The sequence below is a fragment of the Aeromonas sp. R5-3 genome (genome assembly GCF_040908225.1).
Classification (GTDB): domain Bacteria; phylum Pseudomonadota; class Gammaproteobacteria; order Enterobacterales; family Aeromonadaceae; genus Aeromonas; species Aeromonas dhakensis.
On sequence record NZ_JBFODH010000022.1, the window covers coordinates 44,760 to 60,340 of the forward strand.

General features: G+C 60.9%; 17 protein-coding genes. 8 read left to right on the forward strand and 9 right to left on the reverse strand.

Going from position 1 to position 15,581, the window contains the following annotated elements; all coding sequences use genetic code 11:
• Positions 1–68 precede the first annotated feature (68 nt).
• From AB5Y95_RS14490 to AB5Y95_RS14500, 3 genes are all read left to right on the forward strand, one after another.
• Positions 69–1,016 (forward strand): helix-turn-helix transcriptional regulator, encoded by a 948-nt coding sequence (locus AB5Y95_RS14490; protein ID WP_368161471.1) that lies wholly within the window; start codon positions 69–71, stop codon positions 1,014–1,016.
• 188 nt (positions 1,017–1,204) lie between these two features.
• Positions 1,205–2,206, forward strand: a complete 1,002-nt coding sequence (locus tag AB5Y95_RS14495; protein ID WP_368161472.1) for a diguanylate cyclase — start codon at positions 1,205–1,207, stop codon at positions 2,204–2,206.
• A gap of 140 nt (positions 2,207–2,346) precedes the next feature.
• Positions 2,347–2,766, forward strand: coding sequence for a hypothetical protein (locus AB5Y95_RS14500; RefSeq protein WP_005306108.1), 420 nt, complete (start codon positions 2,347–2,349; stop codon positions 2,764–2,766).
• Between the two features lie 57 nt (positions 2,767–2,823).
• Here the strand turns inward: AB5Y95_RS14500 and AB5Y95_RS14505 are convergent, their stop codons facing one another.
• The 3 genes from AB5Y95_RS14505 to AB5Y95_RS14515 form a co-directional block, all read right to left on the reverse strand.
• Entirely contained in the window at positions 2,824–3,174 is a 351-nt protein-coding gene (locus AB5Y95_RS14505) for a hypothetical protein (protein WP_005306105.1), read from the reverse strand.
• Positions 3,175–3,392: 218 nt separating this feature from the next.
• Positions 3,393–3,719, reverse strand: a complete 327-nt coding sequence (locus tag AB5Y95_RS14510) for a hypothetical protein (RefSeq protein ID WP_126880664.1) — start codon at positions 3,717–3,719, stop codon at positions 3,393–3,395.
• A 70-nt stretch (positions 3,720–3,789) separates the two neighbouring features.
• A complete protein-coding gene (locus tag AB5Y95_RS14515) occupies positions 3,790–3,963 on the reverse strand; it encodes a hypothetical protein (RefSeq protein WP_005306098.1) in 174 nt (57 codons plus the stop codon).
• Between the two features lie 179 nt (positions 3,964–4,142).
• On the opposite strand from AB5Y95_RS14515, the gene AB5Y95_RS14520 reads away from it, so the two are divergent.
• From AB5Y95_RS14520 to AB5Y95_RS14530, 3 genes are all read left to right on the forward strand, one after another.
• Positions 4,143–4,865, forward strand: coding sequence for a response regulator (locus AB5Y95_RS14520; protein ID WP_017782167.1), 723 nt, complete (start codon positions 4,143–4,145; stop codon positions 4,863–4,865).
• 10 nt (positions 4,866–4,875) lie between these two features.
• Entirely contained in the window at positions 4,876–6,261 is a 1,386-nt protein-coding gene (locus tag AB5Y95_RS14525; RefSeq protein WP_005306091.1) for an ATP-binding protein, read from the forward strand.
• Between the two features lie 102 nt (positions 6,262–6,363).
• Positions 6,364–7,851, forward strand: a complete 1,488-nt coding sequence (locus tag AB5Y95_RS14530) for a transporter substrate-binding domain-containing protein (RefSeq protein ID WP_368161473.1) — start codon at positions 6,364–6,366, stop codon at positions 7,849–7,851.
• 34 nt (positions 7,852–7,885) lie between these two features.
• Here the strand turns inward: AB5Y95_RS14530 and AB5Y95_RS14535 are convergent, their stop codons facing one another.
• From AB5Y95_RS14535 to AB5Y95_RS14550, 4 genes are all read right to left on the reverse strand, one after another.
• Complete coding sequence (locus AB5Y95_RS14535; protein ID WP_368161479.1) at positions 7,886–9,832, reverse strand: ligand-gated channel protein; 1,947 nt, start codon at positions 9,830–9,832, stop codon at positions 7,886–7,888.
• Positions 9,833–10,202: 370 nt separating this feature from the next.
• A complete protein-coding gene (locus tag AB5Y95_RS14540; RefSeq protein WP_005306081.1) occupies positions 10,203–10,412 on the reverse strand; it encodes a cold-shock protein in 210 nt (69 codons plus the stop codon).
• Between the two features lie 488 nt (positions 10,413–10,900).
• The gene (locus AB5Y95_RS14545) at positions 10,901–11,185 is read right to left on the reverse strand and encodes a DUF3811 domain-containing protein (RefSeq protein WP_017785534.1); all 285 of its coding nucleotides are present in this window, start codon (positions 11,183–11,185) and stop codon (positions 10,901–10,903) included.
• 95 nt (positions 11,186–11,280) lie between these two features.
• Positions 11,281–12,159, reverse strand: coding sequence for a cation diffusion facilitator family transporter (locus tag AB5Y95_RS14550; RefSeq protein WP_242761986.1), 879 nt, complete (start codon positions 12,157–12,159; stop codon positions 11,281–11,283).
• 451 nt (positions 12,160–12,610) lie between these two features.
• On the opposite strand from AB5Y95_RS14550, the gene AB5Y95_RS14555 reads away from it, so the two are divergent.
• Complete coding sequence (locus AB5Y95_RS14555; protein WP_005306071.1) at positions 12,611–12,733, forward strand: hypothetical protein; 123 nt, start codon at positions 12,611–12,613, stop codon at positions 12,731–12,733.
• 83 nt (positions 12,734–12,816) lie between these two features.
• Here AB5Y95_RS14555 and AB5Y95_RS14560 read toward each other — a convergent pair whose 3' ends face one another.
• Complete coding sequence (locus AB5Y95_RS14560) at positions 12,817–13,575, reverse strand: ABC transporter substrate-binding protein (RefSeq protein WP_005306064.1); 759 nt, start codon at positions 13,573–13,575, stop codon at positions 12,817–12,819.
• 169 nt (positions 13,576–13,744) lie between these two features.
• Positions 13,745–14,320, reverse strand: a complete 576-nt coding sequence (locus tag AB5Y95_RS14565; RefSeq protein ID WP_005306061.1) for a single-stranded DNA-binding protein — start codon at positions 14,318–14,320, stop codon at positions 13,745–13,747.
• A gap of 516 nt (positions 14,321–14,836) precedes the next feature.
• On the opposite strand from AB5Y95_RS14565, the gene AB5Y95_RS14570 reads away from it, so the two are divergent.
• Positions 14,837–15,496, forward strand: coding sequence for a LuxR C-terminal-related transcriptional regulator (locus AB5Y95_RS14570; protein WP_010635910.1), 660 nt, complete (start codon positions 14,837–14,839; stop codon positions 15,494–15,496).
• Positions 15,497–15,581 lie beyond the last annotated feature (85 nt).

Genomic DNA, 15,581 nt, shown 5'->3' on the forward strand with positions numbered 1-15,581 from the left:
CTCCTGTGACTTGATGCCCTTAATGCTATGCTGGGGCCTGCCCCTTCGACATGGTTGAGTCCGTCCTGATGATGTCTGAAACTGCCAACATCGAGCTTATCGATGTCTCCCCCGACTGCCGCGAGCAGATCTGCTGTGACAGCCTGCTGCCGGCCCTCGCGCAGGAGCAGGTGTGGCTGGCGGGCTATTCTCGCCTCAAGACTCGCTACCGCATCGCGCGCCGCTTTGCCGATATGCACTGCTTCTTGCTGACCCTGGGGGGCGAGGGGGAGGTGCTGGTGGGCGATCGCATGGCGCGGCTGCAGGTGGGTGAATGGGCTCTGATCCCGGCCGGGGAGCCGCTCTGCTATCAGTTGAGAGAGCAGCTTAGTGAGCAGCTGAGTGAGCCGATTAGTGAGCAGTTGAGAGAGCCACCGAGCGAGCCGTTGAGCCAGCAGTCGAGCGAGTGGGAGCTGGTGTGGCTGCTGCTGCACAAGGACTCCCCCTGGGATGCCTTCGCCAGCCAATCCCGGTTGGGTTGCACCTCCCAGCAGGCCACTCTGCTGCGCACCATCGAGAACCTCTATGCGGAGCAGGAGCGCCACCAGGACCCGCTGCTCAGCGCCCTACTGGTGGAGCAGCTCGGCTTCTATCTGCGCCGTCTGTTGCAGAAAGGAGAGGGGCAGCGGCGCGGCGAGCGGCTGGCGCTGCGCCTCGAACTGCTGCTCAAGGAGGCGCTGGCCGAGCCCTGGGACATAGCGCGCATGGCCAGCGCCCTGCATCTCTCCGAGCGCCAGCTCTACCGGCTCTGCCAGCAGCACTTCGCGCTGGCACCCATGGCGCTGCTGCAACGGCTGCGGCTGCAACGGGCTGCGCTGTTGCTGGCCAGCCGGGCCGATTCGGTAAAGCTGCTGGCCGAGCAGTGTGGCTTTCGCAACGAGTACCACTTCTCTACCGCCTTCAAACGCCAGCATGGCCTGGCGCCCAGCCACTATCGCCACCGGCATCATCCCGCCTTTAAAACCGGAAAAGGCTAGTGTATTGAGTCACACTGGTTGCTACTGTTGTTCAGACGAACCTGATTGCGGCCGATAACCGGAGACGGGCCATGAGCCGGCTGGCCGCGACAGAGTTGGGTTTCATGGGAGTCGTCTCCCCATAGTCGTTTTTCTTCAATCAGATTGCATTTCCCGCAGTTGGGGGTGAGAGGGCAAGGATGGTCTCTATGCTGCAAGACAGTGACACGATCAGGATCTCGGACGTCAGCGAAGCTGTGGTGCACGGCATCCTGGCGGTGGTGAGCGACGGCATCTGGGACTGGAACGCCAACACCGGGTTCGTCTATCGCAATCCCGGCTGGTACCGGATGCTGGGCTACGAGCCCCACACCCTCGGCAACACTGTCTTCACCTGGGAGAGCGTGATCCATCCCGACGACATGGAGCAGGTGATGGCCTGCTTCGACGCCTACCTGAGCGGCGCCGCCCCCGACTACCGGGTCGAGTATCGCTGCCGCAGCCGCGGCGGCGACTACATCTGGATCGAGGATTGCGGCCGCATCATAGCCCGCAACCCGGACGGTTCTGTGGCCCGGATGATCGGCGCTCACCGCAACATCCACGCCCAGAAGCTGCTGCTGGAGCAGCTGGAGCGGCGCAACCACACCCTGGAGCAGCAGATTGCCTTGCGCACCGCCGAGCTGGTGCGGCTCAACGAGGCGCTGCAGCAGAAGGCGGAGGAGAATCGCCAGCTGGCGGAAACCGACGCCCTGACCGGTGCCGCCAGCCGCTACCGGCTGGAGCGCACCATTCGGCAGGAGTGCGAGCGGGCCAAGCGTTTTCAGCAACCCTTCTCCGTCATCGCCATGGACGTGGACGACTTCAAGCAGATCAACGACAGCCACGGCCACCAGGCGGGGGATCAGACCCTGATCAACATAGTGGCGCTGGTGCGCAGCCACATTCGCGAAATAGACCTGATTGCCCGCTGGGGCGGGGACGAGTTCATGGTGGTGCTGCCCAATACCGGCCTGGCCGATGGCTGGCGGGTGGCCGACAAGCTGCGGCAGTTGCTGATGGCGACGCCGGTGTGTGAGCACTTTTCCATCACCATGAGCTTCGGGCTGGCCGAGTACCGGCCGGACGAGAGCATGGGTCAGCTGATGGTCAGAATGGATCGGGCCCTCTATCAGGCCAAGCAGACGGGCAAGAACCAGATCTGCCAGTAGCCGGCCGCCCCGCCAGGCCGCTGGCTGCCGGATGGTGCTAATCCTTCCCCCCGAATGCGTCTTGACCTCAGCCTCATCTTGACTCCGTACGGGTACGCTGGTCTGATGCGCGCTCTTTAAACCCCGTGAGACATGAAACGATGAAAAAGAGCATCCTGGTTGCCCTGACTGCACTGCCTCTGATGGCCAACGCCGGCCTGATGGACTCCCTGACCGACACAGTGACCAGCAGCGTGACCAGCACTGCCAAAGAGATGGCCGGCACCGCCATGGACAGCGCCTCCAACGAGGCGATCAAGAAGGCGCTGGACATCAAGGAAGGCGGCTCCAACAAGCAGGCCATCAAAGAGAAGCTGGGCGCACCGGCCAGCACCAAGACCGAAGCCGGTCTGGAAGTGTGGACCTATGATCTGGGCGCCCTGAACAAGGTCTCCCCCATGCTGGCAGAGACCTCCAAGAGCCTGTTCAAGGAGTCCGAAGTGGCCCAGAAAACCGTGCTCATCAAGTTCGAAGGCGAAACCGTCAAGACCCTGAACCTGGCCGACAAGACCAAGGCCTGAGTCTGAACGACGTGCATGAAAAAAGGGGCCCGCGGGCCCCTTTTTGCTGCTTTCGAATTACTGGTGCGCTTCGGCGAACTGCTTCATCGCTTCGGCGTGCTTGGTCATGCCGTCGGCACGCAGATTCAGGTTTTTCACGAACTCGGCCTTCTTGGCCGGATCTTCGATCTTGTCGTAACGCTGCTGCAGGTTCGCCTGGATTTGCTCCGGGGTCATGTTCTGCATGCGGGCCATCTTGTCGTGGCGGCCGCCATGGTGCTTGCCGCCCATCATGCCGCTGCCGTCCATCGGGCAGTCGGTCATCATGCCGGGCTGGGCAGTGCTGACGGCTTCGCTGGCGGCATAGGCGCCAAGCGGCAGGCCAAGGATCAGGGTGGCGGTCAGCAGAGTCTTGGTCAGTTTTTTCATGGTCTATCTCCTTGCGGATTGAGTTCGGGGTCGGCTTGCTCGCCTTGACCCTGATTACACACCAGACAGGTGTCTGAACTTTGCCAGTTGAAGCCTATTTTGTAGCAGAGTGTGACACCATGACCCTGTACCGGGCATTGACCGGGCCCATGTTGGGCGGGCAATAAAAATACCCCGTCAGCGTTGGTCGCTGACGGGGTATTTTCAGGCTGGCCGGCTTAGCGCTGGCGACCGCTACCGACGTTGTAGGGCATCCGATAGCTGCTGCTCTCGCCATCCAGGCTGAGGGTCAGGTCACCCTGGGCCCGCATCGGCAGGCGTACCTGCTGCATGCCGTTCAGCCGGGCAGGGACCCGCTTGATCAGGTCGCCGGCGGCATTGTGGACCTCCAGGGTCGGATGGGCATCGCCGCTGCTGGCGGTGTCGTGCCAGTTGACGAACAGCAGGCCGGGGGCAACGCTGACGTCGGCCGGCAGGGCGGCCTGGGCTAGCCCGGTGTGGGCCAGTCCGGCCAGCATGAACAGGGCCATGGTCTTGTTGATCATGAGTCGATTCTCCTTGATGAGATGCCGCAGGGGCGGCGGGAAGGTCAGGGTGCGCACTGGAGGGGGCGCATCATGACGAAGGGGGCTCGGTCGCCTGGTCGGCGGGCACGCCGGTATCGTCTGCTGCCGCGTCGACGGCGCCGGCTTGCACCGGGTCGGTCTGGCCGGATGTGCGCCTTGCCTGTCTGGCAAGGGCTTCGCTGGCGGCAAAGGCCAGCAGCAAGGGGGTGGTGAGGGCCAGCATGGCCTGTCTGCTCCTGCAACCGATGGGGTGGTCACAGTAAACAGCCGGTCTGTGTCTCAACTTTGCCGAGCGGCCGCTTTTTTGTAGCAGAGTGTGGCATCTTGCTGATCTGGCACACTTTGACACAAACCGCCCGGCGGATTTTCGTATACTCGTGCCAGCTCTAACAGGAGGTCCCCATGAATCAAAACAGCACCCACATTCTGGTGGTCGACGATCACAGCGAGATCCGCGATCTGCTGAAGCGTTTTCTGGAACAGCACGGCCTGCGGGTCAGCTGTGCCCGCGATGGCAAGGAGATGAAGCGGCTGCTGGAGGAGCGGGAGTTCGATCTGCTGGTGCTGGATCTAATGATGCCGGGAGAAGACGGCCTGACCCTCTGCCGCGAGCTGCGGGCCAAGTCCAGCCTGCCCATCATCATGCTTACCGCCATGGGGGAGGAGACCGACCGCATCATAGGGCTGGAGATGGGGGCCGACGACTACCTCGCCAAGCCGTTCAATCCGCGCGAGCTGCTGGCCCGCATCAAGGCGGTGATGCGCCGCACCCAGGTCGAGCCGCAGCCGGCGGCCGAGGCCTTGACCCGGGATCTGCGCTTCGATCGCTGGCTCCTCGACATCAACCGGCGCGAGCTGGTGGATGAGGAAGGGGTGGGCCTGAGCCTCTCTACCGCCGAATTCGACCTGTTGCGGGTCTTTCTGGAGCGGCCGCAGCGGGTGCTGAGCCGGGATCAGCTGCTGGATCTGGCCCGTGGCCGCGAGGCGGTGGCGTTCGACCGCGCCATCGATACCCTGGTGAGCCGGCTGCGGCGCAAGCTGGAGCGGGATCCCAAGAATCCGGAGCTTATCAAGACCATCTGGGGCGGCGGTTACCTGTTCGCCGCCGATGTGACCCAGGTATAAGGCGGTGGGGATGTTAAGACGCGGCTGGTCGAAGCTGTGGCCCAAGGGGCTGACCGGCCAGATCATCCTGGTAGCGCTGGCCGGGCTGGTGCTGATCCAGCTGCTCAGCATCCAGATCTATCGCACCGATCGGGAGGAGGCGCTCGGCTACGTCAACAGCCGCAACGCCATGCAGCGCATCGTCTCGGTGGTGCGGCTGCTGGCCCTCTCGCCCCCCTCCCTCTATGACGAGATCCTCAAGGCGAGCCGCAGCGAGACCCTGCTGCTGCGCATCGCCGACGAGCCGCTGCAGCCGGACAACCGTAGCCCCCGTTTCGAGCAGTTGGTGCGCTCCCGGTTGGGTTACCCCTCGACCCTGATGGTGGAGATCAGCGCCGAGCTCAAGCAGGATGCCCAGCGCAGCCGGGCCTGGCAGCACCACAACCGGATGATGAAGGACCGCAAGGGGGTGCCGCCACCGCAGGACATGCGGCTGTACGGCTCCATCCAGCTGCCGCGCGGCGGCTGGCTGCAGTTCAGCTCGCTGGTGGACAAGGAGTCGGCCAGCTGGTCCTGGCAGACCACCTTCAACCTGATGCTGGTGGCGAGCCTGGTGATCGGCATGATGATCTGGCTGTTCCGTCGTGCCACCCGGCCGCTCAAGCAGCTGGCCGCCAACGCGGACCGGCTCGGCCGCGGCGAGGACATAGAGCCGCTGCGGGAAGAGGGGCCGACCGAGGTGCGTGAGTCCATCCAGGCCTTCAACCGCATGCACACCCGGCTCGATCGCTTCGTGCAGGACCGTACCCGCATGCTGGCGGCCATCTCCCACGATCTGCGTACCCCCATCACCAGCCTGCGACTGCGCACCGAATTCCTGGACGAGGGGGAGGACAAGGAGCGGATCCAGCAGACCCTGCAACAGATGGAGCAGATGCTGGCGGCCACCCTCAGCTTTGCCCGGGAGGAGGGGCAGCAGGAGGCGACCCGGGAGCTGGACCTGGTCAGCCTGCTGGAGAGCCTGTGCGACGACTATGCCGACACAGGTCAGCCGGTTACCTGTCTGGCAGAGGGCAAGCAGGTCTACGCCTGCCGCGCCAACACCCTGCGCCGGGTGCTGCAAAACCTCATCGGCAACGCCATCAAGTATGCCGGCAGCGCCGAGGTGTCGCTGGAACGCACCGACAGCGAGCTGGTGATCCGGGTCTGCGATCAGGGGCCCGGCATCGATCCGGCCCGGCTGGAGGATGTGTTCAAGCCGTTCGTGCGCCTCGACGAGGCCCGCAACACCGAATCCGGCAGCGTAGGGCTGGGGCTCTCCATCGCCCGCACTCTGGTGCACCAGCATGGGGGCGAACTGACCCTGCACAACCGGGAGCAGGGCGGGCTGGAGGCTCGCATCAGCCTGCCGCTGTGAGGGGCGAACGAGTCGATGAAAAGGGCGCCTGCGGGTGCCCTTTTCGTTTTTGGTCTTGCACTGGTCCGGCCGGCATCACGCTCGTTTCATACTCGCTCATGCTTGTTCTCCTATGCTGAAGATGGTGATAATCGATGGCCGCGCAGACGGCCAAACAGCAGGGTCGGTACAGGGATGGCAGGTGAGTCGGGAGTCAGGTGGCGAGTCGGATACGGGTGGTTGCTGCTGCTCTGGGCGCTGGTATTGCCGGCATGGGCGAACACAGCGCCCAAACCGCTCATCGTGGCCAACTCCAAGGCCTGGCAGCCCTTCTCCTATCTCAATGAAGCGGGTCAGCCCGATGGCCTGCTGATCGATCTGTGGCGCGAGTATGGCCGCGTCACCGGTCGCCCCATCCAGTTCAAGCTGGTGGACTGGCAGAGCTCGCTGGATCTGGTTCGCAACGGCCAGGCCGATGTCCATGGTGGCCTGCTCTGGTCGCCGGAGCGCAATATGGTCTACGACTATGGCCAGGCCCTCTCCCACCTCGACGCCCAGCTCTTCTTCGCCAACTCCCTGCGCGGTTCGGACGTGAACTACTACCTGCTGCACGAGAGCGTGGGGGTGGTGGCGGGAGGGTTCGAGGAGTACTACGCCGGCAAGAACTTCCCGCGCACCCGGCTGCGCACCTTCGATGACAACGACGCCATGCTGCGCGCGGCCTTGAACGGCGAACTGGAAGCCTTCATCGCCGACCTGCAGGTGGCCAACTTCTACATCTACACCGCGGCGGATCCCACCCGCTTCATCCCGGTGCGCCACCTCTACAGCGATGACGTCCGCTTTGCCGTCGCCAAGGGCAATCAGGCGCTGCTGCAGGAGCTGGAGCAAGGTTTCGCCCACATCGGCGAGGCGGATCGGGAGCGGATCATCCGCAAGTGGATGCATATCGAGACCGTCTACCCGGCTCATCTCTGGCCCTGGCTGCTGGCCGTCGGCGGCCTGGTGCTGATGGCCTACATCATCCAGCTGCGGCGGGCGGTGGCGAGCCGTACCGCCGAGCTTATCCAGGCCAACGCCAGGCTGGAGCGTCTCGCCAGCACCGACTCCATGACCGGCATCCTCAACCGGCGCGCCTTCTTGCCGCTGCTGGAACAACGACTGAGCAGCAGCGAGCCGTGTGCCCTGCTGCTGTTCGATCTCGATCGCTTCAAGGGGATCAACGATCACTTCGGGCACGGGGTCGGCGACGAGGTACTGTCGGCCATGGTGGAGCGCGTGCAGCGGGTGTTGCCCGCCAGCGCCCTGTTCGCCCGCATCGGCGGCGAGGAGTTCTGCATCAGTCTGCTGGTGGTCGACATGGCAACGCTGCAGCAGTGGGCCGAGCGGATCGGGCGGGAGGTCAATGGCCGCAAGCTGTCGACCAGCGCCGGGGAGCTTGGCATCTCCATCAGCACGGGGGCGGTGTGGGTGCCGGCCGAGGTGAGGGCAGAGGGCCGACGAGTGCTGCTGCAGGCGGATCAGCTGATGTATGGTGCCAAATCTTTGGGGCGCAACACCTGGCAGGCGGCAAGCTATGTGAAAGAGGGGGCAGACGAGGCGGGGCAATAAAGAACCGCCGCCCAGGGTGGGCGGCGGTGAGTCATCAGAAGTTGTAGGTCATGCCCAGGGTGTAGCGGCGACCATCCAGCACTGTGCCGAAGCTGCTGTAGTCCACCGTCTTGTCGAACAGGTTGTAGACGCCTGCGGTGACGTTCAGATGTTCGTTGGCCTTGTAGACCAGACCCGTGTCGAAGAAGGTGTAGGAAGGGGTGCCGTCGGCCATTCTGACCCGGCTCAGGTAGTCCGAGGTCTTGCTGCGGAAGTTGACCCGTGACCAGAGGCTGACGTCATCGGTACTCTTCCAGTCGACCGTGGTGTTGAACATGTGGCGCGGCATCTGGTTAAGTGCCTTGCCCTCGTTCGGACCGCTCTTCTGCTCGGACTGGGTGAAGGTGTAGCTGGAGGCCAGCGACCACTTTTCGTTGATGGCCCAGTTGGCCGTGCCTTCCACCCCGCGCATGTTCGCCTTGTCGACGTTGATGCGGTCGCTGATGAAGTCATAGGTGTGACCGTTCAGGGTGCAGGAGGGATCATCCTTGCTGGTGCAGCGGCGGATCTCGGAGATCTTGTCCTCGAAGTCGGTATTGAACAGAGTCAGCCCTGTGCTCAGCCCCTCCTGACCATCCCACAGCAGGGCGATCTCCTGGCTCACGCTGGTTTCCGGTTTGAGCTGCGGGTTGCCGACCAGCATGCCGTCCTGGGTGCCGCCGCCGGTGGCCTGGCCCCAGTTGGCGGCCGACATGCGCAGATCCGGTGAGCGGTAGCCGGTGGAGACGCCACCCTTCAGGGTCCAGAATTCGGCCGGGTGCCAGACGCCGTACAGACGCGGGCTCCAGTGGGTGCCGTAGTTCTGGTCACGGTCCATCCGCACGCCGCCGGTGAGGGCGAAGCTGTCGGTCAGCGACCACTCGTCTTCCACGAACAGGGCCCAGCTCCAGCGAGTCAGCTGATTGGCACGGTTGGCCACGTTGAGTTGGTTTTGCTGATCCTGAAGATCTTCATAACGATACTGACCGCCCACGCTCAGGTAGTGAGCCCCCAGTTCGAACTGGGTATGGGTGTCGGCGATGGTGTTGATGAGCTTCATCTGACGGCCGGGGTTGGTGTTCTCTTCCCGCTGCAGGTAGCTGGTGGAAGAGCCGAAGTCATAACGGCCGTCGTGGGTGATGGCGTAGTTGGTGCGTTCGTAGGTATAGATACTGGGCTTCGTTGTGGCAGAGAGAGATCCACCTGGTGTACGGTTGCGATCCTGCAGACCGCGGCTGGCCTCGAAGTCAAAGCGGTTGTGCTCGTCCGGCGTCAGGCTGAACACCACAGTGCCGCTGCGCATCTCCTGTTCGGCGAACCCGTTCTGGAACTGATCCTCGCCGCGGTGGGAGAGCAGACCGTTCACTCGCACCCCCAGCAGACCATCCACCAGGGCGCCAGCGGTGTAGGCGTTGCTCTGGAAGATGTTGCCGGACTCCTTGTTCTCCTGGAAGGTGGAGTCGGCCTGCACCGAACCTTGCCAGGCCGTCATGCTGGCGGTCTTGCGGGTGATGATGTTGATGACCCCGCCCATGGCGTCAGAGCCGTAACGGGAGGACATGGGGCCGCGCACCACCTCGATCCGCTCGATGGCCTGCAGTGGCGGCAGCCAGCCCTGCTCGATGCCGGGACCGTCGCTGTTGGGACGGGTGCCGCGACTGTCGACCCGCTTGCCGTCGACCAGCATCAGTGTGTACTTGGAGCTCATGCCGCGAATGCTGATGTCACTGCTGCTGCCGCCGCCGGTGATCACCACCCCCGGCACGTCCTTCAGGGCGTCGGTCACGTCACGGTAGGCGCGTTTCTCCAGTTGCTCGCGCGTCACCACCGAGATGGAGGCGGCGGTGTTCTCGATCTTCTGCTGGAAGCCGGAGGCGGTCACCACCATGACCTCCTGTTCGGCGGCATGGGCGTTGGCGGCGAGGACGGCGAGAATGAGCGTGGTCAGCTTGTTGCGGTGCATTGTTATCATGTTGGCCTGAACTCTTTTTTAGTAAGAAGATGCATTCATCCTTTGGGTGAATCGATGGGGGGTCTCACCGCATCCCGCGTGAAACCCGGACCAGGCAGGTTCAATCGAATAGTGATCCCGGCGGTCGGCAGGCATTGTAGTGATCACGGATGACCATGTAAATGATAATTAATCTCATTAATATTGTGCGGTTATCCTCTCGCCAGCAGAGAAGCGGAGGTATGCAAGGATAGGAGCAGGGTGGGGATGGCGGGCAGGGTGAATTTGAGGCAACAAAAAACCCGCCGAAGCGGGTTTTTTCAATTCTTGCAGTGGATCCGTTCAGCCGGCAGAAGCGGGGTGACGGTATCCCTGACTTGAATTACAGGGCAACTACGTTGGCAGCAGCCGGGCCTTTCTGGCCTTGCTCGATGGTGAACTCAACGCGCTGACCTTCTTCCAGGGTTTTGAAACCGTTGGACTGGATAGCGGAGAAGTGTACGAACACGTCTTTGCTGCCGTCAACCGGGGAGATGAAGCCAAAACCTTTTTCGGAGTTGAAGAATTTTACGGTACCAGTCACTTTGGACATAATAATTACTCTCAAATTTAGTGTTTGAAATGCCATCAGATGGCAAGTTTTGATTTTTCGTCAGTAATACGTAGGGGAAGCACTAAAGAAGGAGAATTATTCGTCAAGCATCATCGAAATAACACTTGCACTAATCACTGCTTTACTAAAATGACTGCCTAACATAATCAGGACTGAACTGCCGAACTATCGCTGTCGATTAGAACACGCACGCTTTGTTAAAGCAAACTTTATCTCTCAGTTGGTACTCTGTGCCGGATGTCTGGATTTTCAGGACGATTTTACCTTTTATATCAATAGCATGAATATCCATTTCAGGTGCTTTTCGGGTTGGGGTGAATCCCTTTGTGCGCAGAAAAAACGAGATAAAGGGTCATGCGAGTCGACAGATAATGTCACATCAAGGGTCAGAACCTTCCCCTTCCATCATGAAAAAGCCAGCCCGTCGACAGGGCGTGGGCTGGCTGTGTTCTGTTGAAACGGCATGATCAAGGCTTCTTTCGAAAGCGATTGCTGACGGAGTCAACCCAGCTGAATGTCTCGGGCAGTACCTGATTGGCGGCCCGTTCCTTGGCCTTGTCCCTTGCGAGCTGTGCCGCCGCTTTCGCAGCCGCCGCCCGGTCGGCGACCACCTTGAGCCGGCCTTCCTCGCGAATGCGATTGCGCTCGGCATTGGTCAATGGGTGGTCCGCGTTGGCCTGTGCTTTTTGCAGCAACAGGGTGATCCCGGCCTTTTCGGCGTCGGTGAGATCCTTCATTTCCAGCTTTTTCACGGCGTGTACCTGATGACGGGGAGGGAACTCCCTACCACGTCACCTGGCTGTTTATTGTGCTGTCGATGGCATTCCCGATGATTTCCCCGGTTGGACTAGGCGTGACCGGTTGGTTCGACATGGATCAGCACGATGGCGTGGGGCAGATGGCGCTGGATCCCCTGCTCTATGCGGTCACAGATGGCGTGGGAGTGCTCGATGCTCATCTCCTTGGGCAGTGTCAGGTGGAAGTCGATATGGCGACGACGCCCCGCCTGACGGCTGCGCAGGTCGTGGAAGCCGCCGTGCTCCGGGCAACACTCCTCGATCACTTGAGTGGTGATGGCCAGCTCCTCCTCGTTCATGCTGTGATCCAGCAGGGGCTGGAAGGCCTGGTTGAGCATGGCGATGGCCTCTCTGAGGATGAAGAGCGCGACCCCGATGGCGACGAGGGGATCCAGCAGATAGAGGTTGTAGCCCAGCGCAGAGGCGATCCAGATGCCGAGCAGACCGGCAGCCACCCCGAGCGAGGTCAACACATCCGCCTTCAGATGCAGGGCATCGGCGGCCAGCGCCACCGACTCTTCCTCCTTGGCGACCCGGTAGAGATAGGCGGAGACGCCGCTGTTGACCAGCGCCGACAACAGCATGACCAGCACGCCGAGCCCGACGCCTTCGATGGGAGTGGGGGTGATCAGCTTGCCGACGGCCTCGAAGATGATCCAGCCGGCGGCCAGCAGGATCAGCAGCGCTTCGATCACGCCGGAGACATTCTCTATCTTGTCGTGGCCATAGGGGTGGCGTGGGTCGGGTGGAATATCCGATTTGCGCACGGCTACCAGCGCGATCAGGGCGGCCACCAGATCCATGGCCGAGTGGATGGCTTCGGAGATGATGCTGACGGAACCGCTCAGTATGCCGGCAATTATCTTCATGACAATCAGGCTGATATTGGAGCAAACCGAGACCAAGGCGGCTCTGGTTTTTCTGGTCATGGGATATCCCTATTCTCGATGAAATAGTTTGAAAATAAGGCCTGATAATATCAGCTTGCGTTAATAATGACTTCTTGAGGTTGTAACTTTTTGTTTCAGGCGATAGTGAGAATGCTTATCCAAATTAACACTGCTCGTTTAAATAATAGTTATTTTGGTTTTTGGTGATTTATTTCAGGTGGCCGCCAAATAATATTGATAATCGCTACTTTATAAGGCTTCCGGTGTTTTTACGGCCGTTCCTTCCCCGCCCAGGAGTGCCTGGCGGGGGCCGTCTGCCCCGGTTTGGCGCGGCGTGACGGATGAGGGTGGATTCTTGCGCAAGATTGGGGGTATGCTGGATTGAGTGCGATCTTGGGATCGTCACTGAAAGCGTACTGTAGTCTACGATTCGGATGGCATGCTGGAACTTGGGTTCCAACTGTCTGGGTAACATTTTTGGAGTTTGATGATGAGTAACAAAGAACATCACAACGGCAAAGATGCCAAGAAAAAACCGCAGATGTCACTGAAAGAGAAGCGCGAAGCCAAACGTCAGAAAGCAGAACTGAAAAATGGCAGCGCGATGAAGTAACGCTCCCCATGCTGTAGTTTCTTTGGAGCCAGTAACAAAAAGCCAGCCTGTTTCGGGCTGGCTTTTATGTTTTTGGCGTGGGCTCAGGGGGTGGCGCCGTAGCTGGCAAATATCCGTTCGTAGCGGCCATCGGCCCGCATCTTGCCGAGCTGGCGATCGAACCAGCGTTGCTGCACGGCCTGGCGAAAGGCGAAATGGTAGTGGGTGGGGGCGAACAGATCATATTGTCTGACCCGGCTGGGGGCATAGAGCTCGGCGCCATACTTGCTGGTGGCCAGTTGCGCCAGATAGTAATAGAACACCCGTTGCTCCAGGATCACCGCATCCACCCGCCCCAGCATCAGTCTGTGCACCTGTCCCTGCTGCTTGGCGACCTCCTCGTAACGGGGATTCTGGTCGGCCATGCTGGCGAAGGCTCCCCCCAATACCTGGCGTGCCCGCTGAAAGGCGCTGACCCTCAACTCTTTCATGTCGTCCAGCGTGGCGATATGGGTCTTGCTCAGGGTGAACACACGGTTGTGAAAGGCGATGACGGGCTGCGACAGGAAGACGTTGTCCAACATCCCGGGTTTGACGTTGATGATGGCATCGAGCCTGCCGGACTCCAGCATGCGAAAGGTGCGCTCCAGCGGCAGATATTCGAAGCTGGGCTCGTAGCCGCTGCCACGAAAGGCTTCCCGCAGCAGATCGAGCTCGATGCCGCGTCCCTCTTCCTCAATCACATAGGGGGGAATGGCGAAACTGACCCCCACCCGCAGTGGCTCGCCGGCCAGCAAGAGGGGAGAGTGAAACAGCACGGCAAGGCTTGCCGCGAGCAGCAGGATACGAGACAAAAACCCCATGCGTTCTCTCTGACAAACGAATTGCCCTGATGATAAACCCTGGGCGGGCGACAGGGGGAGCAGGGTCGGCGACTCTGGTCGGGGGAGCCGGCTTGCGTGCCGCGCCTGCGTCAATAACGGGTAAAAAAAGGCCCTGCGTGAACAGGGCCCTCTGAACTGTGAGCTTCCCTTAGAACGGGATGTCGTCGTCGAAATCCATCGGCGGCTCGTTGTATACCGGCGGAGCGGACTGCGGCTGCTGGGCCGGACGGCTATAACCGCCCTGCTGTTGCTGCATGTTCTGCTGCGGAGCCGGGCGGGACTGGTTCATCGGCTGCTGGGACTGCATGCCCTGTTGCGGCTGACCCCAGTTGCCTTGGGACTGACCGCCCATGCCCTGACCGGCGCCTTGCGGACGGCCACCCAGCATCTGCATCACGCCGCTGAAACCATCGACCAGTACCTCGGTGGTGTAACGCTCCTGGCCGCTCTGATCCTGCCACTTGCGGGTCTGCAGCTTGCCTTCCACATAGACCTGGGAACCCTTCTTCAGGTACTCGCCCGCCACTTCGGCCAGCTTGCCCATGAAGACGACGCGGTGCCACTCGGTACGCTCTTTCTGCTCACCGGTCTGCTTGTCGCGCCAGGTGTCGGAGGTGGCCAGGGTGATGTTGGTCACGGCACCGCCGCTCGGCATGTAGCGCACTTCCGGGTCTTGCCCCAGGTTACCGATCAGAATGACTTTGTTGATGCCTCGACTGGCCATAATCTCTCTTCCACCCTTTGTATTCCGGCCAGGCCATATGCCCGGACCAATTCAACATTTCGTTTGTTTTCTGCGAGATACGCAAGAACGCCGCAGGCGCTTGCGACTCATGTGATGACTGAACCCGGGTTAGCTCGCCTGTCGACTGCCATGCCGTTTCCAGATTTTGCCCGCAATAGTAACAGTTTTTGGGGAGAAAGACGTCTTCTTCGTCGCCAGCTTCTCCGGACCGAGGGGTTAACTTACACGAGGCGGGCCTTGGCCAGCAAGTGAGCCGCAGAGGGGGGTACCTAGCATCGAAACCTGGGCGCGAAAAGTGAATTCGATGACGCTGCGACAGCTCCTGTCTGCCTGGATGCCAGCATTCCACCCAAATGGGGGGGGGCTGCTAGTTATTTGTATTGCTTGGAAAATTGGTGAGTTTCAAAGGAGGCGCATCGCCGTCTAATACTTTTTTAATGCTGCACCCCACGGGGGGCTTGGTACTCTCTGCTGCCGAAAAAAACCATGGCCGCAATGTTCAAGGACCAGCCTTTCATGAGCACCCCATATCCCATCGTACTGGTAACCGAAAACAATGTGCAGGCAACCAGCTTCCAGAGCTATCTGGCCGAGCAGCTGGCACTGCCCATTGTGCTGGTGAGCACCCTGGAGGAGCTGCCGCAACCGGACGAGCTCGAGCCTCGTCCGCTGTTTCTGGTCGATCTGGACTACCTCAAGTCGAGTCAGCAGGCAGGATGGCCGCGGGAGATCTCCAGCCGCTTCGGGGAGGCCAATACGGTGCTGCTCAATGCCCCGACCAGCACCGATCGGGAATTGCTGCTGATGTGGCCCCATACCAGCGGACTCTTCTTCTGTCAGGATCCGTTGGATCGGCTGGTGCTCGGCATTCGCAAGGTGCTGGAGGGGGAGTACTGGATCCCGCGCCACCTGCTGTGCGATCTGGTCAACTACTACCGCAAGGGTGGGGAACATCACCTGCGCAACCAGACGCTGCTGACCGTGCGCGAGCAGGAGATCATCCGCTATCTGATGACGGGCGCCTCCAATACCGAGATCGCCGACAGCCTGTTCGTGAGCGAGCACACCATCAAGTCCCACCTCTATAACGTCTTCAAGAAATTGAACGTGAAGAACCGCTTGCAGGCGGTGAGCTGGGCCAAGGAATATCTCTGAAATCGATAGAGATGATGGATAAAACCTGTCTATTCATCCAGTAGTCTCTATGCCATACTGACTCGCTCAGGTTTCCGTATCGAGC